The 24,159-nt window shown below is 62.8% G+C and carries 23 protein-coding genes; 19 read left to right on the top strand and 4 right to left on the bottom strand.

Annotation, left to right across the window (positions count from 1 at the left end):
• Positions 1 to 42: 42 nt before the first annotated feature.
• The 6 genes from AB4Z19_RS05520 to AB4Z19_RS05495 all read left to right on the top strand — a co-directional run bounded on the left by AB4Z19_RS05520 (position 43) and on the right by AB4Z19_RS05495 (position 5,284).
• Positions 43 to 2,562, top strand: a complete 2,520-nt coding sequence (locus AB4Z19_RS05520; RefSeq protein ID WP_442034580.1) for a DUF6701 domain-containing protein — start codon at positions 43 to 45, stop codon at positions 2,560 to 2,562.
• The gene (locus AB4Z19_RS05515) at positions 2,562 to 3,026 is read left to right on the top strand and encodes a pilus assembly FimT family protein (RefSeq protein ID WP_442021945.1); all 465 of its coding nucleotides are present in this window, start codon (positions 2,562 to 2,564) and stop codon (positions 3,024 to 3,026) included. Before AB4Z19_RS05520 ends, AB4Z19_RS05515 begins: the two co-directional genes overlap by 1 nt.
• Positions 3,016 to 3,489 (top strand): type IV pilus modification PilV family protein, encoded by a 474-nt coding sequence (locus AB4Z19_RS05510; RefSeq protein WP_442021921.1) that lies wholly within the window; start codon positions 3,016 to 3,018, stop codon positions 3,487 to 3,489. The genes AB4Z19_RS05515 and AB4Z19_RS05510 overlap by 11 nt, the downstream gene beginning before the upstream one ends.
• Positions 3,489 to 4,361, top strand: a complete 873-nt coding sequence (locus AB4Z19_RS05505) for a prepilin-type N-terminal cleavage/methylation domain-containing protein (protein ID WP_442034579.1) — start codon at positions 3,489 to 3,491, stop codon at positions 4,359 to 4,361. The genes AB4Z19_RS05510 and AB4Z19_RS05505 overlap by 1 nt, the downstream gene beginning before the upstream one ends.
• Positions 4,358 to 4,819, top strand: a complete 462-nt coding sequence (locus tag AB4Z19_RS05500) for an MSHA biogenesis protein MshP (RefSeq protein WP_442021923.1) — start codon at positions 4,358 to 4,360, stop codon at positions 4,817 to 4,819. Before AB4Z19_RS05505 ends, AB4Z19_RS05500 begins: the two co-directional genes overlap by 4 nt.
• 198 nt (positions 4,820 to 5,017) lie before the next feature.
• Complete coding sequence (locus tag AB4Z19_RS05495) at positions 5,018 to 5,284, top strand: hypothetical protein (protein ID WP_442021925.1); 267 nt, start codon at positions 5,018 to 5,020, stop codon at positions 5,282 to 5,284.
• A 407-nt stretch (positions 5,285 to 5,691) separates the two neighbouring features.
• On the opposite strand, the gene AB4Z19_RS05490 is transcribed toward AB4Z19_RS05495, so the two are convergent.
• Genes AB4Z19_RS05490 through AB4Z19_RS05475 form a run of 4 tightly spaced genes read right to left on the bottom strand, consistent with a single transcriptional unit; the run spans position 5,692 to position 9,630 of the window.
• Complete coding sequence (locus tag AB4Z19_RS05490; protein ID WP_442021927.1) at positions 5,692 to 6,159, bottom strand: type II secretion system protein; 468 nt, start codon at positions 6,157 to 6,159, stop codon at positions 5,692 to 5,694.
• A gap of 33 nt (positions 6,160 to 6,192) precedes the next feature.
• Entirely contained in the window at positions 6,193 to 6,696 is a 504-nt protein-coding gene (locus tag AB4Z19_RS05485) for a hypothetical protein (RefSeq protein WP_442021929.1), read from the bottom strand.
• Positions 6,693 to 7,922, bottom strand: a complete 1,230-nt coding sequence (locus AB4Z19_RS05480) for a type II secretion system F family protein (protein WP_442021931.1) — start codon at positions 7,920 to 7,922, stop codon at positions 6,693 to 6,695. Before AB4Z19_RS05480 ends, AB4Z19_RS05485 begins: the two co-directional genes overlap by 4 nt.
• 1 nt (position 7,923) lies before the next feature.
• Positions 7,924 to 9,630: a GspE/PulE family protein gene (locus AB4Z19_RS05475; protein ID WP_442034577.1), complete on the bottom strand. Its 1,707-nt coding sequence runs from the start codon at positions 9,628 to 9,630 to the stop codon at positions 7,924 to 7,926.
• An 86-nt stretch (positions 9,631 to 9,716) separates the two neighbouring features.
• On the opposite strand from AB4Z19_RS05475, the gene AB4Z19_RS05470 reads away from it, so the two are divergent.
• From AB4Z19_RS05470 to AB4Z19_RS05410, 13 genes are read left to right on the top strand one after another with little or no spacing between them, the layout of a single operon-like run.
• Positions 9,717 to 10,430, top strand: a complete 714-nt coding sequence (locus tag AB4Z19_RS05470; protein WP_442021935.1) for an ABC transporter ATP-binding protein — start codon at positions 9,717 to 9,719, stop codon at positions 10,428 to 10,430.
• Positions 10,431 to 10,436: 6 nt separating this feature from the next.
• A complete protein-coding gene (locus AB4Z19_RS05465) occupies positions 10,437 to 11,330 on the top strand; it encodes an ExeA family protein (protein WP_442034575.1) in 894 nt (297 codons plus the stop codon).
• Between the two features lie 2 nt (positions 11,331 to 11,332).
• Complete coding sequence (mshL, locus tag AB4Z19_RS05460) at positions 11,333 to 13,252, top strand: pilus (MSHA type) biogenesis protein MshL (RefSeq protein ID WP_442034573.1); 1,920 nt, start codon at positions 11,333 to 11,335, stop codon at positions 13,250 to 13,252.
• Complete coding sequence (locus AB4Z19_RS05455) at positions 13,249 to 15,432, top strand: tetratricopeptide repeat protein (RefSeq protein WP_442021941.1); 2,184 nt, start codon at positions 13,249 to 13,251, stop codon at positions 15,430 to 15,432. Before mshL ends, AB4Z19_RS05455 begins: the two co-directional genes overlap by 4 nt.
• Before the next feature lie 10 nt (positions 15,433 to 15,442).
• Positions 15,443 to 17,146 carry a GspE/PulE family protein gene (locus tag AB4Z19_RS05450; protein ID WP_442034571.1) on the top strand — a complete coding sequence of 568 codons (1,704 nt, stop codon included), beginning with the start codon at positions 15,443 to 15,445 and terminating at the stop codon, positions 17,144 to 17,146.
• Positions 17,143 to 18,348: a type II secretion system F family protein gene (locus AB4Z19_RS05445; protein WP_442034569.1), complete on the top strand. Its 1,206-nt coding sequence runs from the start codon at positions 17,143 to 17,145 to the stop codon at positions 18,346 to 18,348. Before AB4Z19_RS05450 ends, AB4Z19_RS05445 begins: the two co-directional genes overlap by 4 nt.
• A gap of 3 nt (positions 18,349 to 18,351) precedes the next feature.
• Positions 18,352 to 19,920: a hypothetical protein gene (locus AB4Z19_RS05440; protein ID WP_442034567.1), complete on the top strand. Its 1,569-nt coding sequence runs from the start codon at positions 18,352 to 18,354 to the stop codon at positions 19,918 to 19,920.
• Positions 19,917 to 20,576: a hypothetical protein gene (locus AB4Z19_RS05435; protein WP_442026096.1), complete on the top strand. Its 660-nt coding sequence runs from the start codon at positions 19,917 to 19,919 to the stop codon at positions 20,574 to 20,576. The genes AB4Z19_RS05440 and AB4Z19_RS05435 overlap by 4 nt, the downstream gene beginning before the upstream one ends.
• Complete coding sequence (locus AB4Z19_RS05430; protein WP_442034566.1) at positions 20,573 to 21,070, top strand: hypothetical protein; 498 nt, start codon at positions 20,573 to 20,575, stop codon at positions 21,068 to 21,070. The genes AB4Z19_RS05435 and AB4Z19_RS05430 overlap by 4 nt, the downstream gene beginning before the upstream one ends.
• Entirely contained in the window at positions 21,054 to 21,788 is a 735-nt protein-coding gene (locus AB4Z19_RS05425) for a hypothetical protein (RefSeq protein WP_442026098.1), read from the top strand. The genes AB4Z19_RS05430 and AB4Z19_RS05425 overlap by 17 nt, the downstream gene beginning before the upstream one ends.
• Positions 21,785 to 22,489: a type II secretion system protein gene (locus tag AB4Z19_RS05420; RefSeq protein WP_442026099.1), complete on the top strand. Its 705-nt coding sequence runs from the start codon at positions 21,785 to 21,787 to the stop codon at positions 22,487 to 22,489. Before AB4Z19_RS05425 ends, AB4Z19_RS05420 begins: the two co-directional genes overlap by 4 nt.
• Entirely contained in the window at positions 22,486 to 23,379 is an 894-nt protein-coding gene (locus AB4Z19_RS05415) for an ABC transporter permease (protein WP_442026100.1), read from the top strand. Before AB4Z19_RS05420 ends, AB4Z19_RS05415 begins: the two co-directional genes overlap by 4 nt.
• Entirely contained in the window at positions 23,379 to 24,137 is a 759-nt protein-coding gene (locus AB4Z19_RS05410) for a hypothetical protein (protein ID WP_442026101.1), read from the top strand. Before AB4Z19_RS05415 ends, AB4Z19_RS05410 begins: the two co-directional genes overlap by 1 nt.
• Positions 24,138 to 24,159: the final 22 nt, after the last annotated feature.

The following is a 24,159-nucleotide window of genomic DNA, read 5'->3' as shown; positions in this document are numbered from 1 at the left end:
ACGGCCTTGACACATTCTCAGGGCGCATGGTCTGATTCGGCCATGACTCGACCATTGCTACCGTCAGCGCCATCCAGGGCAAGGGCTTTTGTGGCCGCCCTGTTGTGCGCTGCCGCCGGCATGGCGCAAGCCGACACCTATACTCTACCGGCCGACCTGACCAGCGCGCCGTTCAATTGCACAGGCAGCGGCAACAGCTATAGCTGTCATGGCTCGATCGGTCTGGACAAGGATTCCATCATCCAGCTGACCAGCGATGTCACCCTGAACATCGACGGCAATCTCACAGCCGACAAATCCCTTTCGACGAGCAATAATGGCCACTCGCTGACCCTGTATATCGGCGGCTCGGCCAACTTCAAGAAGGAAACCACCCTTACCGCCGATCTCACCGTCGGTGGCAGCATCAGCTTCGACAAGGACGCGACAGTTAACGGTGACATCACGACCGGTGGCAATATGACCATGGCCAAGGACTCCACTGTCTACGGCGATGTGGTTGTCGGCGGCTATCTGGACATGGGCAAGGACAGCGACATCATCGGCACATGCCGCGCCGCTGCCACGAATTACACCTGCAGCGCTGTGCCGAGCGGCATTCACCACCTGCGCATCGAGCATGCTGGCACTGCCCTCACCTGCTCGCCTGCCACGATTACCGTGCGCGCCTGCAGCGCCGCGGACAACAACGGCTGCACCGCCAGTACCGCAGGCATCAGCGGCACAGTACGCGCCTCAAGCGGCGGCAGCGTACTTGCCAGCACGGCCTTCAATATTCCGGCAGGCGTCAGCACTGCCACCATTACGCTGCCCGTCACTAGCGCTACAGCGACAACGTTATCCGCGGCCGGCATGACGCCAACGCCGTCCAACGCGACCACATGCTGGGTCGGTGCAACGCAAAGCTGCACGCTGACCTTTGCCGACTCAGGCTTCTTCATCGATGTGCCGGACCATATCTCCGACACCACCGCCTCCGGCACCGTCAAGGCAGCCAGGAAGGACGACGCCTCAAGTGCTTGCGTTCCCGCATTTACCGGCGCCAAAGCAGTTCCACTGTCCTGCCAGTATGTCAATCCCGGCACCGGCACCAAGTCTCTGACACTGACCGGCAGCTCTACCGCGACCATGGCATGCAACGGCACGCCTAGCCCAATTAACCTTAGTTTCGACACCAACGGCGTCGCACCGCTGCAGGTGCGATATCCGGACGCCGGCCAGATTGGCCTGGACGCGCACTACGTTGCCGGCGCCCTGGATATGCAAGGCAGCGATCAATTCATCGTCGCGCCGAAAGACTTCGCAGTGAATGCCGCCGTATCGAACATCTACGTGGCCGGATCACCATTCGCCCTGCAAATCATTGCGCGCAACAACAGCGGCGCCACCACGCTCAACTTCGGCAAGGAAAGTACACCTGCGACAGCCATTCTTTCACGCACGCGCTGCGAACCGTCTGCCAACGGCACCCACGGTGAAACCCCGCAGGACGGCACGCTCAGTACCGGAACACCAAACAATGCCGTGTCGATGAATAGCGGCGTAGCGTTCGTCACGACCACTGAATGGACTGAGGTCGGCAAAATCATCGTCAAGGCAGACCACACAAATTACCTTGGCTCAGCCCTGAGCGTGACGGGAACCGTCAACAACAGTGCCGGCTGCGCCAGCCCAATCGGCCCATTCGTGCCGCACCATTTCAGCACAACGGTCACCGATGCCTATCCTGCCAATCCATCGACCGATCCCACCACGGCCTTTACCTATTCAGGTCAGCCAATGGTGCTTCTGGTGGCAGCGAAAAATGGCCATGACGCGACTACCCAAAACTACTACCTTGCCAACTCAGGGAGCAGTTTTGCGAAGGATGTAACGCTGACCGCCCTCCTCAATCCGACACCAGCGCCTGGCTCCTTGCTGCCAAGCCCCATTCTCGCGAAAGACTTCGCTGGCGGTGTGGCGACGGCAAATGCCAGCTATACATTCACCAACATCAAGACCGCACCCACTGCAGTGACGATCCGCGCCAACGATGCAAACGCTTCGTCGCAAAGCGGAATCGAAGGCATCGCGCACGTTCGCAGCGGTCGACTGCGCGTCAGCAATGTATTCGGTAGCGCAAGGCAAGCGCTGAAAATTCCCGTGCAGGCGGAATACTGGACCGGACAGGCCTGGATTCTCAACGTAAACGACACCGGCGCTCCCGCGACTCAAATTAAACCCAGCTCGGTGGCGCTTAGCTTCACGAGTTCGACTTCCTCCCCTTCTTTTTCGGGCAGCACGATTACTGGCCCTACAATCGTACTCTCCGGCGGCAAAGCGGAAATCCCACTTAGCGCGCCCACCGTCGGCACTGGTTATATTGACTTCGCGATCAATCTCGGCACAACGGCAGCCGACAATTCCTGCCTGGCCACACACCCTGCAACTGTGGGCAATGTGCGCACCTGGCTGCGCTCAACCTACAGCACCTGTGTGCTAAGCGATCCTTATGCGCGTGCCACGTTCGGTATCTACACCCCGGCACAGAAGTCCGTTATCCACGTGCGAGAGGTCTATTGATGGCACAGAGCGCGCGCGGCTACACCATTGTCGAACTGATTGTGGTCATGGTGCTGATCGGGCTTCTGACCGCTGTAGCAATGCCGCGTATCCTCGGCAGCAATGTCATGGCGGGCACTGCCTGGCGCCAGCAAGTCGTCAGCGCCCTGCGTTACGCCCAGAAGAGCGCCGTCAGCCATCGGCGGCTGGTCTGTGCCAACGTTTCTGCGCAGTCGGTCACGCTAATGATTGCACCCTTGCCTGGCAACGCCTGCGCATCCAATTTGCCAAGCCCGGACGGTTCCTCTTACTCAACCAGCGATAGCCAGGCTGTAGCGAGCGGCGCGCTTGGCAACATCTTCTTCCAATCCGACGGCCGCATCACTTCGGATGCGAATGGCGCTACGCCACTAGCCGCAGCGATTATTTCGATTGCGGGTGAGCAGAATATCCGCATTGATGGAGTGACCGGCCATGTCGAATAGGCGCCAGCGTGGCATGACACTGGTGGAACTGGTCATCGCCATGGCAATTATTGGCGTGGGACTCGCTGGCGTGCTGGGTGCGCTCTCCAAGCTGGCGGTGACGACCGCCGACCCCATGATCAAAAAGCAGATGATCGCGATCGCGGAAGGCATGCTGGAGGAAGTGCAACTGCAGCCGTACACGAGCGCCGCAACTGTCACGATTGGCGCGAACACCTGCGCACGCGACCAATTCCAGGGGACCTGGGACTATAACAATTACAACGCGCCGCGTCCCGTCTGCGACACTAGCGGCAATCCTATCGCCATGCTCGCTGGCTACCGCGTGTCGGTCACGGTAGCCAATGAAGCTGCCGGCGGTCCGCTTACGGGCGTGCCTGCCGGGCGGGCCAGCCGCATTACCGTCACCGTTACGCATGGCACCGATAACTATTCGCTGCAGGGTTGGCGCGTCGACTATTGATGATGATGAACAGACAGCGCGGATTTACATTGGTTGAACTGATCATCGTCATGGTGATCGTCGGCGCACTCGCTGGCATTCTGATGGTGTTCTTCAAGCCTGCAATGCAAAACTATTTGTCCGCCGGTCAGCGTGCCGCGATGACGGACCTTGCGGATGGCGCCATGCGGCGAATGGTCCGCGATATTCGCGTTTCGGTGCCCAATTCCGTGCGCGAGATTAGTTCTCGGTGCATTGAAATGATTCCTACATCGAGCGGTGGCCGTGTCCGCATGGCTCCGGACACCGTGTGGGATACCGCCAGTCCCGGCAACCCCAGCATGGCACTGGACACGAACCTACCCACCAATGGCTTCGACGTAATGACTCCCATCATGACCCAGCCGACCGTTGGCGACTGGGTGGTGATCGGTAACCAGGCGACTGAAGATGTGTACGCGGGAATCACCCGTTATCGCATCGCTGGAGTGCAAACTGCGCCTGCTGCCAACGTCGGCACGTTGCGACTGACGTTTTCGTCCTCGCCGCCGGCCCAGTTCCCAGTTGGTTACGATGGGGGGCGGTATGTCGTAGTGCCTCAGGCGCAGCAAGCCGTCTCATTTGTCTGCTTAAACGCAGGCATCGATGCAAGCGGCACTGGCACCGGCACACTGTTCCGCGTCGCGAATTATGGATTCAATTCTCCGGGGACCTGCCCGGCCGCTGGCAGCGCCCCAATTCTAGCAACGCATGTTCAGACCTGCAATTTCAACTATAACCCGTCGGCTGGCGTGACCGCGCAAAACGGCTATGTCGAAATCACACTGCAATTGACCGACCATGGGGAATCCGTCTCCCTTTACTACGGCGCCCACGTGGATAACGTGCCATGACAAAAACTCCGCACCGCCAAGGAGGCTTCGCGTATATCGCCGCAATCGTTGTCTGTGTCGTGCTGGCAGCGCTGGCAACAGCCGCTGTTAGGCTTGGCACGACGCAGCAGACCACGCTCAATCAGGACTATCTCTCGGCACGTGCATGGCAGGCCGCCAGGGCCGGTACCGAATGGGGAGCGTATCAGGCCATACAAACCGCGGCGCCCAATAACTGTCAGGCTTTATCGACGCTGACAGCACTGAACGGGTTCACAGTCAATATACAGTGCCAGGTTCGGACGTTTAACGAAGGAGAGTCTGCGCCCGGTGTGGCGCGGACTGTCAACGTTTATCAAATCACGGCCACCGCCTGTAACGCCGCGGCTTGCCCCAGCAATCAAGTCACTTCGCCGGATTACACGGAGCGCAGCCGCGTCATCTCCGTTTGCACCCTTAGCCAGGGTGTACCCTGTTAATTCAGGCTTGGCCTAATTCGGTCTAAACAGCGCGCAGCGCGTCTAACAGCGTCCAGAATCCGAGGGTGCAAGTCTAAAAGAGTCCGCAAACTCGGGGCTGAAATCTAATTCGGTCGCGAATTTGGCAGCAGAAGTCTAAACGGAACTATCTTTCATTACCGCGATCCAATCTTTAGACTCATTTCGAAGGATTGGATCATGGACAACATTGCCACGCGCCCCGTTCACCTGCCGGCAGCCGATCTCCTGGATCTGGAATTCCATCTAATGGAGACAAGGCCAGACCTTACCCTTGAAGCATTTCTCACAGAGCTGCTGAAACGCTGGTTGAAGCTTGACAAGGAACGAACCGAGCTACGCCTTATGGTCAGCCCATTCGCGGTTTTCAATGGAAAAATGTCTTTCTTCCTGAAGGCACGAACCTTCGCACAAGCTATCGCGACACCGTTGAATTTGCGAAAGTAGTTGGCGACCACATCCTGTCTGCGGACGGGCATCCGTTGACGCCATCGGTGTTCGCAAACCAGCACGCGACGGGACGAAATGCATGGCGCTTTATCTGGCTTCGCTTTCCTGGCGAAGAGCATTGGACGCGGGCGGCCGATTGCAGAAGAAACTCTTCCAGTCTATAAGTTGCGACTGAGAACGAAAAGAGGGACCGGTTTAGACTTTCGTCCCCCTCAAAAGCGACCAATTTAGATTGGCGGCCTCGATTTTTAGACTGTTTGAGGCGCAGGGGCCCGGATTTCAGTCTCTTTTAGACTGATTCTTCGCTATCTAGAGTAATTTAGACTGGGCTCTGAAATAGATACTACACCCACCAATAAAAAAGCCAGCCTCGCAAGGCTGGCTTTCATGCGACGTCTACTCGATCAGCATTGATCGCCAGTCGGCAATGCCGAGTAGGTTGGAATGCCGCCAGAAGCAGCTTGCGTGTAGGTAAACAAGCATGTAGCCGCTTTCGACGTAGGCACATTTGCAGGCTTGATCGTCAACACACCACCGGTCCCTGCTCGCGAGTAATCCGTCGAGTTCAAGCCTGCAGCATCCGCCGTACTGGTATCGCCGGAAGGGTATCCGTTCGTAATATTCACAGTGATACCTTCGGCATCGATCGTGGGGGGATTAGTCCCAGCTGCCAGGAAGCGTCCGTGCGCCATCGCAGCCGTCGCTTGCAACGAACCTTTGGCGGCGTTGAGGCTGGCAACGCGGGCGTCACCGCCGAGGTTGGCGAAGCGTGGCAGTGCCGTGGCGGCGAGGATGCCGAGGATCACCATTACGACGATCAGTTCGATCAGGGTAAAGCCGGCTTGCTTTTGAGGCACAGCGTACTTGCTCATGCTTTGATTCTCCATTTAACAAAGTGTGCGGCTTCAATCTAACTGCACCAAGGACACACCGCTTGTCCTCGCCTGCTGCCCATCGGGAATTGGATCGGATTTTACCTTGAAAATCAGGCGCTTTCTTTCCGTAGCTCCAAAAATTTTTCCCATATTTAACAAATAAACCAGACTTTGCGTCTGCCGGTCGAAATACCAGCGGCCAAGCTCGGCCTTGTCCAATCCACCGTCCACCTCGCCCCCATAGTTCGGCGGAGGCGCCCGCAGCAGCAGGATTGGATTCTGTCCGGCCAGCGCCGCGACCTCGTTTTCCCTGTGCTGCAGCAGCAATTCCCCAGTGCGTGCGGCCAGCGCCGTACGCAGGGCACCTATCATCCCGTCGACCGCCACCCGCTCAGCCGCCGCCTGGTAGTACACGATACGGCTGAGCAGAACCGTTATCAGAATGGCGACGACACTGGCGACAATAACAAATTCCAGCCTGCTCGCGCCACACTGCTTAAGCTGTTGCGGCGAGGCGACAGCACGTAAGCTCATCGGTGCAACGCCGCCTTCCCAAGATCCCAAATTGGAAGGAAGATGCCCAACGCGAGAATCAGCACCATCACACCGAGGAAGGTAATCAGGATCGGCTCGATCTGCGACGACAGCGTCTTCAGCTCATATTCCACTTCGCGCTCGTACATCTGCGCGATCTCTTCCATCAATTCGTCCAGCGAACCGGACTCCTCGCCGACAGCGATCATCTGCAGCACGATGGGCGTGAACACATTGGCGGCAGCGGCCGTGCGCAGGATCGATTCGCCGCGCTCCACGCCGTCGCGCATCTGCTCGACGCGGGCGGTCAGATAAGCGTTATCGACCGTCTGGCCAACCACAGTCAGCGCCTGCACAATCGGTACCCCGCTGCGGCTCGACAAGGCGAAACTGCGGGCGAAGCGCGCCATCGTCGCTTTGAGCACAATCTTGCCGGCGATTGGAATGCGTAGCTTGAACTTGTCCCAGCTATAGCGGCCGGCCGAGGTATTGACCCAGGCGCGGAAGCCGAACACCCCCATCAGCAGGACGCCGAGCAGCAGCGGCCAGTAATCCACCATGAAGCCGGAACTCGCCAGCAGCAGTCGCGTCATGAATGGCAGCTCTGCGCCGAAACTCTGAAACACTTTGGCGAAAGCCGGAATCACAAAAATATTCACGATGACGATGGCTGCGATCATCGCAATCACCACAAAGCTCGGGTAGCGCAGCGCTGATTTCACACGGTCGCGCATATCGCGGTCGAACTCCATGTGATCGAACAGGCGCAAAAAAACCTCTTCCAGCCGGCCCGTCATCTCGCCAACCCGCACCATCGACAAATAAAACGGCGTGAACACTTTCGGGTGCCGCCGCATCGCAGCCGACAACTCGCGGCCCGAGTCCAGCGACTCGCGCAGGTCCTTGATGACGCGGCCGAACGATTTGCTGATGGCCGACTCCTGCAAGCCCGCCAGGCCGCGCATGATCGGCACGCCCGATTTAAGCAGGGTGTACATCTGGCGGCTGAATAGCTGCACGTCCATCGGCGTGACCTTCTTCTCGGTCAGGCGCTCCCACAGCGAATCTTCGTTGCTTGGTGCGGCCTTGCGCGTGACCGTGATCTCGACTGGCGTAACGCCAGTGCTGAACAACTGGTCGGCGACGGCGCCGCTGTCGGCGGCTTCCAGCACGCCTTGCATCAATTCGCCGCGAGCGTTGCGGCCTTTGTAGGCGAAGAAGGGCAAATTAGTCCTCTAGCTGGTTACTGATGCGCATGGCTTCGGCAATCGTGGTACGTCCCTGAATTACCAGCTGCACCGCGTGGCGGCGCAAGGTCTGGCCGCCCATCTGCTGCTGGGCGGCTTTCAGGAAGACGCCAGGGTCGGGATTATTGGCCGCATCGACCACCGACTGTGTCATCTCCAGCAGCTCATACACGCCGGTTCGGCCGCGATAGCCCATGCCGTTGCAATGCGAGCAGCCCTTGCCGTGGAAGTAGCGCGCCATATCGACCTTGTCGTTCAACTCAAGACGCAGCCATTCGTGTTCGGATGGCGACGGCGTGTACGGCGTGGTGCAGCTTTCGCAAATCACGCGCACCAGACGCTGCGCCAGCACGGCCTGCAAGGAGCTGCCCACCATATAACGCGGCACACCCATGTCCATCAGGCGCAGCGGCGTGCTGGCGGCATCGTTGGTGTGCAGGGTCGAGAGCACAAGGTGGCCGGTCATGGCAGCACGCAGACCGATCGACGCGGTTTCCTGGTCGCGCATCTCGCCGACCAGCACAATATCCGGGTCCTGACGCAGCGCGGAACGCAGCACGCGCGCGAAGTCCAGCTCAATCTTTTCATTGACCTGCACCTGGTTGATGCCGGGCAGACGGTATTCGACCGGGTCTTCGACGGTGATCAGTTTTTTCTCGTCCGAATTCAGTTCGGACAAAGCGCAGTACAGCGTGGTGGTTTTGCCGGAGCCGGTCGGCCCGGTTACCAGCACCAGGCCATTGGGACGCGCAACGATGGCGCGGAATTTATCCAGCAGCGGCTTGGGCATGCCGATCGCGTCCAGCCGCAGCGTGGCGCCGCTCTGATTCAGCAGACGCATCACGATCGATTCGCCGTACTGCGTCGGCATGGTCGAAATACGCACATCGATGCGGGCATTTTTCACGCGCACGGCGAAGCGGCCATCCTGCGGCAAGCGTTTTTCCGAAATATCGAGATCGGACATCAGCTTCAAACGCAGCGCCAGTGCCGGCGCGATCTTGATATCGGCCTCGGTCTGGCGATGCAGCACGCCGTCGATGCGGAACCGGATCTGCAGCCGGTTTTCCTGCGGCTCGATGTGAATGTCGGAGGCGCGCACCTGGGCCGCATCATCAAACACCGATTGCAGCAGCTTGACGACGGGCGCTTCTTCCAGACCGGGACTGGCCGCGGCCAGCGCGCCAAAGTCGACGGAGGCATCGCCCATCTCCTGTTCCAGCTCGCGCGCCAGATCGCTGATGTCTTCCGTGCGGCGGTAGATGCGGTCGATCGCCGCCAGCACTTCCGTCTCGTTGACGACGGCCAGCTCGATATTCTGTTTGACCAGCTTGGCGATCTCGTCGTAGGCAAACAGGTCGGTCGGATCGGACAGGCCAATCAGCAGTGCATTGGGCCGTTCCTCCAGCACCAGCGCGCGGAACCGGCGCGCCTGGGTTTCCGGCAGCTTGCGCACCAGTTCCGAATTGACGTGATAGAACTTGAGATTGATGTAGGGGATGTTGAGCTGCCGCGCCAGCGCGCCGGAGATCTGCTCCTCGGTCACGTAGCCATGTTCGACAAACAGGCGGCCCAGCTTGCGGCCACTGCGTTTCTGTTCGGTCAGCGCCAGGCCAAGCTGTTCTTCGGACAGCAGTTTTTGCTGCACCAGAATCTCACCAAGCCTGACCTTTTCCGGTCTCGTCATACCGTTCGCCCTATCAAGAAGTCCGGGGCCATTGTAATGCCAACGGTGCGCGCGCGGCCAGTAAAAGTAGTTATTATCCGACAACAATGAGTCAGGCGCTTCGCTTCCACAACGTAAGTAAGCAGCACGCGCGCCGCAGCGTGCTGTCCGCGTTCGACCTCGACGTGCCGCCGGGCGCCCTGTTCGGACTGGTGGGCGTCAACGGCGCCGGCAAAACCACCGTGCTCAAATGCCTGCTCGACTTCTGCGCCCTCGATGGCGGAACGATCGAGATTTTCGGCGCCAGCCACTTGCAGCCCGCATCGCGCCAGCCTTTGGCCTTTCTGCCCGAACGCTTCATCCCGCCCGCACACCTGACGGGCGACGAATTTCTGCGTTACGTGGTCAAATTGCAAGGCCTGCCTTACGACCGCTCGGCGGCAGAACACATGCTGCAGGCCATGGACCTGGAGGAGTCAGCCTTGAACCGCACCGTGCGCCATTATTCCAAGGGGACGACGCAGAAGCTGGGCCTCGCCGCCACCTTCCTCATCCGCAAAGACCTGTACGTGCTGGACGAGCCGACCAGCGGCCTCGATCCCCGCGCCCGCGCGCGCCTGAAAGCGCACTTGCAGCTGCTGCGTAGCGAAGGCGCCACAGTTTTTCTGACCTCGCATGCGCTCGCCGACATCGACGAGCTGTGCGACCACATGGCCATCCTGCACGACGGCCGGCTCGCTTTCACCGGCTCACCTGCCGCGTGCAAGGCGCAATACAACGCCGAGTCGCTGGAAGCCGCCTTCCTCACTGCCGTCAACTAAACCGCCATGTACCAGACCCACTTCGGCCTGCGTGAAGCGCCTTTCAGCATCACGCCCAACCCGGCCTTTTTCTACAGCGGCAATACGCGCGGCGAAATGCTGGCCGCCCTACTCTACGCCGTCACGCATGGAGAAGGCATCGTCAAGGTGACGGGCGAAGTCGGCAGTGGCAAGACCATGTTGTGCCGCATGCTGGAGCAGCACCTGCCGGAGCACATCGATGTGCTTTACCTCGTCAATCCCAGCCTGGGGCCGCATGAAGTGCTGTATGCGATTGCCGCCGAACTGGGCCTGATCCCCGATGGCCGCCGCGCCGATGAAGTGCTGCGCATGCTGAATGCGGAGCTGATCGCGCGCCACAGCGACGGGCGCCAGGTGGTACTGCTGGTGGAAGAAGCTCAGGCCATGCCGCTCGATACGCTGGAAGAGGTGCGCCTGCTGACCAATCTGGAAACCGCGCGCCACAAGCTGCTGCAAATTGTGCTGTTCGGGCAGCCGGAACTGGACGAGCACCTGTCCCTGCCGCGCATGCGCCAGCTGCGCGAACGCATCACGCACAGCTTCGTGGTGCCGTGCATGCCGCGCGAGCAGATCCCGGAATTTCTCGGTTTCCGCCTGCGCGCTGCTGGCTATCTCGGGCCGGATATTTTCAGCCGCCACGCGGTGCGGCTGATCGCCAGCGGCTCGGAAGGCATCGTGCGCCGTATCAACGTACTGGCCGACAAGGCCATGCTGGCCGCATTCGTCGATGACGCGCGCCATGTCGACGCCATGCATGTGCGCCAGGCGATTCAGGAGGCCAGCTATTCGTGCGCGGGTCTTTGGCGCAATCGCAGTATGATCGTTTTCGAGAAAATTTTGACAACATATTTCAGTCGGTCAACTTTTAGGCGGCGATAACGATGAGAATACTCGCGGCTTCCCTGCTCTGCACTCTGCTCGCGGCCTGTGCGACGCCCAAGCTGCCGCAATCGCCATCCCACCTGAGCGAAGCGGCGCCTCCGGCGGGAGCGATTCCCGAACCGGTACAGCAGAACGCAGCCCTGCCGCCGCCTCGCGCGTCCGCAAGGCAGGAGACATACAGCGTGACCGTTCACCGCGTGCCGGTGCAGAACGTGCTGTTCGCCCTGGCGCGCGACGCGGGGCTCAACGTCGATATTCATCCCGCCGTGGAAGGCACGGTGACACTGAACGCGCTTGACCAGACTTTGCCGCAACTGCTCACGCGCATCGCGCGCCAGGTCGACATGCGCTACGAGCTCGATGGCAATACGCTGACCGTGCTGCCAGACCAGCCCTACTGGAAGAATTACAAGATCGATTACGTGAACATCGCGCGCAGCACCAACAGCAGCGTGAATATCGCGACCCAGATTTCGACCACCGGCAATTCCAGCGCATCCCAGTACAACCCGAATACCGGAAATACCGTCACCGCGTCCAATCCGCTCGACACTAGCGGCGGCAACAACAATTCCACGACCTCCGTAGCGAACCGCTCGGATAATAATTTCTGGTACAGCCTTGAGAAGAATATCCGCGATATGCTGCGGCCAACCAATCTCAATGACCAACTGACCGATCCGCTGGCGCAAATGCGCGACCAGGCGGCTGCCTTGCAGCGGCAGGCACTGATGTCCGCTGGCGGCGCCACGGGTGCGCCAGGCGGGTACGGCACGGCCGGCTTGCCCGGTGCGACGGGCAGCGCCTACCCCGGCGGCGCCGGGCCGCTATACGGCAGCGGCCAGGCGGCAGATCCGAATTATCCCGGCGGTGCGAACGTGCAAGGATATGGCGGCGCGGGCTATCCCGGCAACCAGGCCACGTCCGCGCAAAACCGCAACGCGCCGCGCATGGCGCAGTCGGTCATCGCCAATCCCGAAAGCGGCCTGATTGCCGTGCGCGCGACCAGCCGCCAGCACGAGAAGGTGCAGGAGTTTCTGGACATCGTCCTGTCCACCGCCAAGCGCCAGGTGCTGATTGAGGCAACCATCATCGAGGTCAAACTGAGCGACCAGTACCAGCAAGGCATCAACTGGTCGCGCATCAATGGCAACTCCACGGTCAGTCAGGGCGAGGTCGGCACCACGCCCCTGCCCTCCGGCATTGCCCCCGGATCGTCGGCCGGCGTGTTCGTATTTAATTATCTGAACCCGACCACACGCTTCGGCAATATCTCGGCCACGATCCAGCTGCTGGAATCCTTCGGCAAAGTGAAGGTGCTGTCCAGCCCGAAGATCAGCGTGCTGAATAATCAGACCGCGCTGCTCAAGGTGGTCGACAACAATATCTTCTTCACGATCAAAGTCACGCCTGCTGTGCTGACCACCACGGGTACGATCGCCACGCCGGCGACCTACGAGTCCAAACTGGAAACCGTGCCGGTCGGCTTCGTGATGAGCGTGACACCGCAGATTTCGGAAGATGATGAAGTTACGCTCAATGTGCGTCCCACTATCACCCGCGTGGTGGGCTTCGTGCAGGACCCGAATCCCGAGCTGTCGAAACAGAATGTGGTGAGCAAGGTGCCTGTAATTCAGGCGCGCGAACTGGAATCGGTGATGAAGGTACACAGCGGACAGATCGCCGTGATGGGCGGTTTGATGCAGGATTCGGTCGACAATTCCAAGGACGGCATTCCGCTGCTTAGCTCCCTTCCCGTGGTCGGCAATGTGTTCTCGTACCGGAACGAGACGGCAAGCAAGACTGAACTCGTGATCTTCATGCGCCCGGTGGTGGTGAAGGACGCGACCATGTCCGGCGACTATAAGGACTATCGCTATCTGCTGCCGGAGCAGCAGGCCAAGGCAGGTGGATTATGAGCCTGCTCATGCAAGCCTTGCGCAAGGCGGAGCGCGCCAAACACGGTTCGCAAATCTCGGCGCCACACGAAGAGAATGGTCTGCAGCTGGAGCCGCTGGAAACGGACGTCCAGAAGGCGGCGGCAAGCAGTGAGTCGGCTGTGGTGGGCGGTCCGGCATTTTCTCTGGAGCCGCTGGAGCCACCCACTTCCACGTCCGGCGCGGACGATGATGAGGATATTCCTGTCGTTGCCGCGACGGAGGCAATGCATGACCCCGTGCCGCCGCAGGCGCGGCCAGGCGCACGCCGCAACCCCGCCGCCGCAGCGCGCGCAGCGGCGGCAGCGCGGCTGGCGTCCGATATGCCCCATGGCCCCGGCCAGCCCGGCGGTCTGGGCGCCGATCCCGCGCCGCATGCCCGCAGCGCCGATGATGATGCGCATGGCGACGCGGCGTTTGCAGCCAGCATGCAAGGTGCCGACACAGCGCGCACTGCGCGCGACGGTTCCGGGGCATCGCGCCCTGCCCCGGCCAGCAACATCGCCAGCAGCGCCCCTGGCGCTTCTTCCTCCACAGCTCGCGGCGCACCAACGACGGCGGCGCGCGACGCGGGCGCTCCGCGCGCTTCTGGTCAGGGCGGCACGCGGGGAGACAGCGGTGCCGCGGCGATGTCCGGTCCCGGCGCCGCGCCTTGGAGCCGAACCGGGGCCGCAACACGTGCCAGCGCAAACGCGTCGCGCCAACGGCTCACCGTGCTGGCGGGCCTGCTGGTGGTGGTCCTGCTGGCCTTTGGATTCATGTACTGGAAAGCCGTCAGCAGCCCTGGCCCTGGCGCCTCGCTGCCGCCGGTGCCAATGCCCGCACCGGGCACCATCGCCGGTCCCGCGCAAAATGTCGCGCCGCCGGTGGCGGGCATACCGGGCGTGGACACGGCCCAGCCAGTCCCCGCTGGGACCATCCCCGGCGGCATCGCGGCGACCGGCGCGCAGGGGCCCGCTGCGGTACCAGCGGCCGGCTCGCCGCCTGGCAGTGTGGCGACAAGCGGTGCTGCTGGCGTTCCGGGGGCCGGTGTAGCCGCCACGACCGGAACCACCGGCACGACGGCCGCCGGCATCGGCGCGAATGGCGCATCAGCCGGAGCTGGAAACGCAGGGGCGACCGCGCATGGCGTCCCCGCGGTAGCACCGGCGGCACCGGGCGCCGGCACAGCCGCCGCGCGGGCCACAGTACCTGCGGGCGCGATCACGGTCGACACCGCCTCCCCACAGCGCGCAGGACACACGGCTGCCACCAGCCATGGCGCAGCTCCGGCCACGCGTCCGCAGCCGCATGTGATTGTCCCGACGGCGGAAGCGCTGGCCGCCATCCCCGATCCCGCCATGCGCGAAGAAGCGCGGCGCGATGCGGAGGAGCGCGCTGCAAGACTGGCGCGCGATACCGGGACCATGGTGCCCTCGCACGACACTGGCACCGCCGCGGCAGCCGCGCCAACCGCCGCCGCGGGCATCACAACTGCCGGCGGAAAAGCGGGGTCAGCCGCCGCGGTGGATAGCGCGCCCGCCTCCGCCGCACCAGTCGCATACGGCGACACCGGCGACGTGCGCATCGTGCGCAACAACCACACGCCGCAAGTCAGCCCCGCGCTGCAGAACGCCTATTCCGCCTTCAAGGCCAACGACATGGCCGCCGCGCGCCAGCAGTACGACGCCGCGCTGGCGCACGACGCAAACAACCGCGACGCCCTGCTGGGCAGCGCCGCCGTCGCGGTCCGCCAGGGCAACGGCCAGCTGGCGGCCGCCAACTACGTGCGCCTTCTCGAACTCGATCCGGGCGACCCGGAAGCGCTGGCCGGCCTGGTGGCACTGCGTCCCGGCGACATCGGCCAGGCCGAAAGCAGGTTGAAAGCCATCCTGCAGCGCGCCCCCGAATCCGGCCCCGTGCTGTTCACCCTGGGGAATCTGTATGCCCGCCAGGGACGCTGGCCGGAAGCGCAGCAAAGCTACTTCCGCGCCTACAGCGCCACGCCGGACAATCCCGATTACGCTTTCAACCTCGCCATCGGGCTGGATCGCCTGAACCAGGGCCGCCTGGCGAAAGACTACTACCAGCGCGCGCTGACCCTGGCCCAGACCACGCCAGCCGGTTTTGATCCCAACGCTGTGCGCAAGCGCCTGCTTGAACTGGGCGCGCCAGCGCCCTGACGCACACTACATGGCAGAACAGACCAAAATCCCGCTCGGCAAACTGCTGATCCAGAAAGGCGTCATCAGCGAGGACCAGCTCCGCATTGCATTGCTTGAGCAAAAGCGCAGCAGCGAACCGCTGGGCAAGCTGCTGATCACACTCGGCTTCGTCACCGAAGCGACGGCGCGCGAAGCCCTGAGCGAAAACCTGAACACGCAATCGGCCGACCTGAAATCGCTGGTGGTGGACGCCATCGCGCTCAAGCTGATTCCAAAGGATGTGGCCAAGCGCTACCGCGTCTTCCCCATCGTGTACGAACGCGCCACGGACCGGTTGATCCTTGCCATGTCCGACACCAGCAATATCGTCGCGCTGGACCAGATCAGCGCCATGCTGGTGAAGGGCATCGTCATCGTGCCGCTGCTGGTGAACGATTCCGACATCGCCCACGCCATCGACCACTACTACGGCTATGAGCTATCGATCGACGGCATCCTGCACGAAATCGAAACGGGCGAAGTGAATTACCAGAGCTTCGACGCGGCCTCCGATGAATACAGCCACCCCATGGTGCGCCTGATCGACGCCCTGCTGGCGGACGCGGTGCAGAACGGCGCATCGGACATCCACTTTGAGCCGGAGCACAGCTTCCTGCGCATCCGCTACCGCATCGACGGCATCCTGCGCCAGATCCGCAGCCTGCACAAATCCTACTGGCCAGCAATGGCTGTGCGCCTGAAGGTGATCAGCAATATGAACATCGCCGAAACGCGCGCCCCGCAGGACGGCCGCATCGCGATCAAGTTCTCCGGCCGCCAGATCGACTTCCGCGCCAGCGCCCAGCCCACGGCGCACGGCGAGAACTTCGTGCTGCGCGTGCTGGACCGGCAAAAAGGCATCGTGCCGCTCGACCAGCTTGGCCTGTCCGAGCACGACCTCGATGTACTGAAACTGATGATCGCCCGGCCCGACGGGCTGATTCTCGTCACCGGCCCCACCGGCAGCGGCAAGACCACCACGTTGTATTCGATTCTGAACCACATCAACACGGAAAGCGTCAATATCATGACGCTGGAAGACCCGGTCGAATACCCGATGAACATGATCCGCCAGACTTCGGTGAACGAATCGGCCAAGCTGGGCTTCGCGGACGGCATCCGCTCCATGATGCGGCAGGACCCGGACGTGATCCTGGTCGGCGAAATCCGCGACAAGGAAACGGCCGACATGGCGCTGGCCGCCGCCATGACTGGCCATCAGGTGTATTCGACCCTGCACACCAATTCCGCCGTCGGCTCCATCTCGCGCCTGCTCGATATCGGCGTGGTGGCGGACGTCCTGGCCGGGAACATCATCGGCATCATCGCTCAGCGCCTGGTGCGAAGGCTGTGCATGCACTGCCGCGAAGCGCACATCGCCGATCCGCTGGAGCGCCGCCTGCTTGGCCTGCATCCAGATCATCCGCAAACCACCATCTACCGCGCCGTGGGCTGCGAGCGCTGCGTCCATCAAGGCTACAAAGGCCGCCTGGCCATCCTGGAACTGCTGAAGATGAACGCCGACCTGGATGAGCTGATCGCCCGCCGCGCCTCGCTGCGCGAGCTGCGCAACGCCGCCAGCGGCGCGGGTTTCCGCTCGCTGWTCGATGACGGCATGCGCCGTGTGCTGGAAGGCGCCACCACGCTGGAAGAAGTCTCGCGCGTGGTGGATCTGACCGAGAGGCTGGCATGAAGCAGTTCCTGTACCGCGCCATGGATGCCAGCGGCGAAATCGTGCCGGGAAATATGGACGCGCTCAACGTCCCCGATCTGGAAGCCCGCCTGCACCGCATGGAGCTGGACCTGATCGATTACCGCGAAACGCGCAAGCGCGAAATCGCACTGGGCCGGCGCGCCATCAACCGCAAGGACCTGATCAACTTCTGCTTCCACATGGAGCAGATGAGCAGCGCAGGCGTGCCGATTCTGGAGGGGCTGTCCGACCTGCGTGACAGCATCGATCACCCGCGCTTCCGCGAAATCCTGACCGATATCGTGGAGAGCATCGAAGGCGGCTTGCAGCTCTCCTCCGCGCTGTCGGCCTATCCGGAAGTATTCGATGCGACCTTCACCAGCCTGGTACGCGCGGGAGAACAAAGCGGCAAGGTCAATGAAGTCTTCGCCAATCTGGCGGAAAGCCTGAAATGGCAGGACGAACTGGCCGCGCAGGCGCGCAAGGTGCTGGCTTATCCGGCGCTGGTGGTGGTAATCGTCAGCGGCGTCGTGTTCTTCCTGATGATTTACCTGGTGCCGCAGCTGACCGCCTTCATCCGCAATATGGGCCACGAACTGCCGATCCAGACGCGGGCGCTAATTGCCGTCTCCAATGTCTTCATCCATTACTGGTATCTGCTGCTGGCCGTTCCGCTGATCGCCTGGCAGGCCGGCAACTGGTGGCTGCGGCATAGCGAGCGCGCTGCGTACGCCTTCGATTCCTTCAAGCTGCGCTCCTGGCCGCTGGGTTCCACTCTGCAGAAAATCAGCCTGGCGCGCATCGCGACCTACTTCGCCCTGATGTACGCCTCCGGCATCACGGTGCTGGAATGCATACGGCTGTCCGAAGGCATCGCAGGCAACCGCGTGATCGCGGCCGCCCTGCGGCGGGCAGGCCAGCTGATCGCGGAAGGGCGAACGGTGGCGGGCGCCTTCCAGGAAACCGGCATCTTCCCGCCGCTGGTGGTGCGCATGCTACGCGTGGGCGAAACCACCGGCGCGCTGGACCGCGCGCTGCGCAATGTGGCCTATTTCTACAACCGCGAAGTACGCGAGCAGATCGAGCGCCTGCAATCCATGATCGAGCCAACGATGACGGTGATTCTCGGCCTGCTGCTAGGCTGGATCATGCTGTCCGTGCTGGGTCCGATTTACGACACCATCAGTTCAATCAGGATCTGAGCCATGCTACGCAAACAGATCTTCTACGTGACCAGCGAACGCCTGTGGGCATGCCAGTGGCGGCGCGGCGAACTGACGGCCATCGCCAGCTTTGAACCCGGCCGTGACGGCCTCACGGCGTTCGCCAACTATCTCGCCCAGCACGGCCGCGTTCCGGCATTCCTGATCGCGGACCTGGTGGAAGAAGACTTCCAGCGTCAGCTGCTGCCGCATGTCACGGGCCGCGCCGGCCGCGACCTGCTGGCGCGCCGCGTCGCGCAAGCCTTCCGCGATACGCCTTACCGGACCGCCCTGCAGCAGGGCCGGGACGAGGAAGGCCGGCGCGACGACCGCGTGCTGCTGACCGCCCTCACCAACCCTGCTCTGCTGGCCACCTGGATCGACGTCATCGAACAGCAGCAAACACCGCTGGCCGGAGTCTACTCGGCCACCCTGCTTTGGGCGGATCTGCTGGACGAACTAAGGCTGGGTTACCAGCACCTGCTGCTGGTCAGCGAACATTCGGCCGGCATGCGCCAAATCTATTTCCACGACGGCGCGCTGAAATTCTCCCGCCTGGTGCAGGCGAATGGCCAGTCCGCCGATCCGGCCATGATCGCCGCCGAAACGGCGCGCACACGGCAGTTCCTCAACAGCTCTCACTTTTTGGCGCGTGAAGAAATCCTGCACACGGTAGTGATTACGCCGGCCGAGGCGATTGAACGTTTGTCGGCCGCGTGCGCGGACCGGAGCGATCTTTACTATCACTTCGAGCCCATCGAAGCGGCCGCCGAAAAACTCGGCATGGACGATGCACCGCCCCTGGCCGACGGTCTGCTTCTGCACTGGCTGGCCGAAGAACAGCCGCCCAGCCATTATCCGCTGGGCGAAAAGGGACGCTACTTCCGCTTCTGGCAAATTCGCGTCGCGCTGTACGCATCCAGCGCAGTGGTGGGTGCTGCATGTCTGATCTGGACCGTGGCAAATCTGATCCACTATGCGGTGGCGACCTCCCACAGCAAGGACCTGGCCGTGGAAACCCGGCACTATGATCAGAGCTACGCCAGAAGCATGTCGGACATGCCGCCGGCGATGGACAAGACCATCAATATGAAGGCCGCCGTCACGATCGATCAGATGGTGGCGCGCCAGGGTCCGTGGCCACTGGCGATGATGAATATGGTGAGTGATGCGCTGGAACGCTCGCCGCAGATCCGCTTGACGCAGCTGGAGTGGCGCGCCAACGTGCCCGGCTCGCATCCGGTGACCGAAACCACCATGAACCCGATGGCCGCGACCAGCGCTGCCCTGGTGGCGCCGCAATCGTCCCTGCTGCTTGGCATTCCGAAGGCGCCGCCGCAGGTGCTGCGGCTACAGGCCGAGGTGCTGGTCGACCAGAACGAATACCGCAACGTGCTGATGGCCATGAGCCAGTTCACCAGCGAACTGGCGCGCAAGCCGCGCATGGAAGTGCAGGTCGAGCAACTGCCCTTCGACGTGCGGCCCAACGTGAAACTGAGTGGCAAAGCGGGCGCGCCTGGCGCCATGACCGAGCGCGCCAGGTTCACTCTTAACCTGGCGTGGCAGCCATGATGGCCCGATCCATCAACGCCCCCGTGCGACTCCCGATGCCCGACTGGCTGCGGGAGTTTGCACAGATCCGCAAGGCCGCCGTCACCTTCGCCGGCACAATCGGCATCGCGGCGGCCGCCGTTTTCGCCAGTTATTGGCATATGGACACCGCCCGCCAGTCCGAAGCGGCGGCGCTCGCGGCGCGCGACGCATCCCGTTCCAGGCTGGTGCACGCCGAAACGGAGAAGGCCGAGATCCGCCTCTATCAGCCGCAATTCCTCGAACTGCGGCGCCGTGGCCTGATCGGCAATGAGCGGCGGCTGGATTGGGTGGAGGCGATCCGCCAGATTCAGGAACAGCGCAAGCTGCTGCCATTGAGTTACGAGATCGAACCACAGCAGCCTTACACGCTGGAGACGCGGCTGCCCACCGGCGATTATCAGCTGCGCGGCAGCCGCATGGCGCTGCATATGGATTTGCTGCACGAGCTGGATCTGTTCCAGTTCCTGGGCGACCTGCGCCAGACCGGCACATTCACCGTGCAGGATTGCGCGATCCGCCGCGCATCCAGTGCCGGCACCACGCCGCTGGCGCCTTCGCTCAACGCCGACTGCACGCTGGACTGGCTGACGCTGATCCCCGTTGCTACCGTCACACCGCGGAGGCCAGCACCATGAAGACTGTACGCCTTCTGCCAGCGCTGCTGGTCCTGTTCATCCTGCTCCTTGCCGCCGGTGCGGCGGAGCAAGCCGGCGCCCAGACCTTCATCACCATGGGCAGGCTGTTCACCACGCCGGGTGAGCGTGCGCAACTGGATCAGTTGCGCAACAGTGGCGCGGCAATCCAGGCCGGTCCCGCCGCCGGTCCTGGCGCGCCCGGTGCATTGGGCGCCACGGCGCCGATGAACGGTACGCCGGGCGCAATGCCGGGTGCCGCCTCTTCGGGCGCCGACGCTGCGCCGGCCCCGCCGCCGGAGCCGGTCCAGCTGACGGGCATGATCCGCCGCAGCAATGGCCGCACTACGGTCTTTGTCAACGACGAGGCGCGCGAGGCGCATTCGGCAAATAACGGGAAAGCTGCGCGGGTCAGCGTGGACGGCAAAACCATCGTGCTGAAACCGGGGCAAAGCTATGATCCGGACACAGGAGCCATCCGTGAAATCGGCCAGTAGCCGCCGCCCGCCCATTCGCCAGCGCGGCGCCGCGCTGCTGTTGCTGATGGTGGTCGCCAGCGTGGCGGCAGCCAGCCTGCTCATCAGCGCATTCTCGCGCTCCAGCGTTGAGCAGATTCGCGAACGGCGCACCATCGCAACACTGGGCCGCGCCACCGATGCGCTGGTGGGCTTCGCCGCGACGCATGGCCGCTTGCCGCGTCCCGCCATCTCGGCCACGGATGGCCGCGAACGTTCCGAACCTTGCAGCGGCGAGGAGGATTGCAGCGGCTTTTTGCCCTGGGTCGATCTGGGCGTGGAAGGCGTGGACAGCTGGGGCAAGGTGCTGCGTTATGCGGTCACGCCGGTATTCACCACGCCGCCAGTCCAGCGCGTGTCCGCCATCGCCACCAAACGGGTGCAGGCACGTGATGGACAGGGCCTGTTGTTCTACACCGTGGGACAGGACCAGTGCCAGCTGGCCGCGCAGTGCGCGCCGGCCGTGGTGCTGTCGCAGGGACGCAATAATCTGGGCACGCACGCCAACGGCCTGCGTCAGGCCAATGGCACGGTGGCGAATCTGGACGAGATCGGCAATGACAGCGCCTCGATTGGCTTCATTGGCCGCGCAGCCAGTGACGACCCACGCCGTCCCGGCGGCGAGTTTGACGACCTGCTGGCCGTCGTGCCACTGCAAATCATGTACAACCGGATGGCTGCGGCCAAAACACTGCCATGAGCAAGCGCGCACAAGGCTTCACGCTGGTGGAAATGGCGATCGTGCTGGTGATTGTCGGCCTGCTGATCGGCGGCCTCGTTACGCCGCTTGGCGTGCAACTGGAGCAGCGCCGCGTGGCCGATACGCAGCGGGCGATGGAGGATGCGCGCGATGCGCTGGCCGGTTTCGCCGTGCGCAACGGCTATCTGCCCTGCCCGGCGATTTCGGCGTCCAACGGACTGGAAGACCGCGAAGGCGCGCGCTGCACCAATGAGCGGCGCATCGGTTTTCTGCCGTGGGCGACCCTCGGGCTGCCCAAACTGGATAGCTGGAACCACCTTTATCTGTACAGCGTGACGCCGGCCTTTACCGACAGCGCCAATGTGTTCCGCCTGAATACGCCGCGCGATATCACCATCGCCAGCCGCGATGCGTTGGGCAATCTGGTGTCGGCCAGCGCGAGCAATGATATTCCGGCGGTGATTCTGTCGCACGGGCATAACGGCTACGGTGGGTACAGCGACGCCGGCGTACGCATGGCCGATGCCGGGAGCGGCAATATCGACGAGAAGACCAACATGAGCCCGGACGGCCGTGCCTTTATCTCGCGCACCGCGACCGACAACGCCGCCGCACCCGGCGGGGCTTACGACGATCAAGTGGTATGGCTGTCGCCGAATATTCTCTACAACCGCATGCTCGCGGCCCAGAGGTTGCCATGAGCACCTCCCGTCACCGCACCTCGTCCGAGCCAGTATCACCGGCCGCCGACTCGTCCGAGCCAGCGGCACCGGCCGCCCGCTCGACCGGCCCGGGCGCGGCGAAACGTATCAGCCATCGTCCGTCCACGCGCGCGGCGGCGATGGCCATTGCACAGTTCACCGTGCTGGAGGCGCTGCGTAGCCGCGTCTTGTGGCTGCTATTGGCCGCGCTGGCCGGCTCTGTTGGTCTATCCGGCTTCCTGTCCGCCATCGCACTCACCGAGGCGCGCGAAACGCAGGCGGCTTTACTGGCCACGGCGCTGCGCCTGTCCGCAGTCTTCCTGCTGGCCAGCTTCGTGGTGACCAGCATGTCCCGCGAAGCGCAGGACAAAGGTACGGAGTTGCTGCTGGCCTTGCCGCTCCCGCGCACGGCCTGGCTGGCTGGCAAACTGCTTGGCTTTGGTGCGCTCGCCCTGCTACCCGCTGCGCTGTTCGGCGGCCTGCTCGCGTTCTTTGCCGCACCGGCGCAGGCCGCACTGTGGTCCGCATCACTACTCTGCGAGCTGTGGATCGTCGCCGAGTTTGCGGTTTTTTGCACCATGACGATGAGCCGTCCCTTGCCGGCACTGGCTGTAGTGACGGGCTTTTACATCCTGTCGCGCAGCCTGGGGGCGCTGCAACTGCTGGGACATGCGCCCAGCGGCGCCGACAGCACGCGGCATGCCATCACCTCCGCGATCGACGCCATCGCCATGCTGCTGCCGCGCCTCGATCAGTTCACGCAGACAGGATGGCTGCTTTATGCGACCGGCAGCGTTGCGACGCTCGCCCACATCGCCGTGCAGACCGCCATCTACCTGGCGCTGCTCGCCGCCGCCACCGCATTCGACCTGCACCGCAAGGACTTCTGATGCGCCGACCTTTGCCCTCCTCGACGCCGCCACAGGCCCCCGCCGCGCCGCGCGTAACCGGCGCACGCCAGCCGCGCGTACCACGGGCCGTTGCGGCGGTGTTGCTGCTTGCGCTGGGAGCGCAGATTGCCTGGCGCTGGACCGGCGCTGCGGCGGGAGCGGATGCACGCGACCTGCCGGAAGCGCCGTCCGCAGCTGCGTTAAGACTGGCAAGCCTTGGCGAGCCGGAAGCGGCGTCGAAGGTGGCGATGCTTTACCTGCAGGCCTACGATGATCCGAACGTGCATTGGCGCGAGATGGATTACGGCCATCTGCGCGACTGGCTCGCACGCGCGCTGGACCTCGCCCCGCGCAGCCAATACCCTCTGCTGGCCGCGTCGGAACTGTACACCGCCGTACAGGACCCGCCGCGTGTGCAGACAATGCTCGACTTTGTACACGACCGCTTCAAGGAAGATCCAAACCGGCGCTGGCCCTGGCTCGCGCATGCCGCCCTGATCGCGCAGCATCGTCTGCACGATCCACAACAAGCGCAGCGCTACGCGGCCGAATTGCGCGCGCAGGCAAGCGAAGCGCCGCAATGGGCGCGTGAGCTGCAGCCGCTGCTGGCAGGCACAGAATTGCAAGCCACTCGCCGCCTTGCCGGCGCGATGCTCACCACGGGCCAGATCACCGATGCCAGCGAGTTGCGCCTTCTGGAGCGCAGATTGCAAGCCACGGAAACGCGCGCCACCCCGCCTGACGCAGCGCTAAGATAATGCATCCACGAAAGGAAAAACC

Source organism: Pseudoduganella sp. RAF19, from assembly GCF_052114165.1.
Taxonomy (GTDB): domain Bacteria; phylum Pseudomonadota; class Gammaproteobacteria; order Burkholderiales; family Burkholderiaceae_D; genus Rugamonas.
Note: the sequence above shows the minus strand (reverse complement) of the source record. Positions and strands in the feature narration are given on the sequence as shown.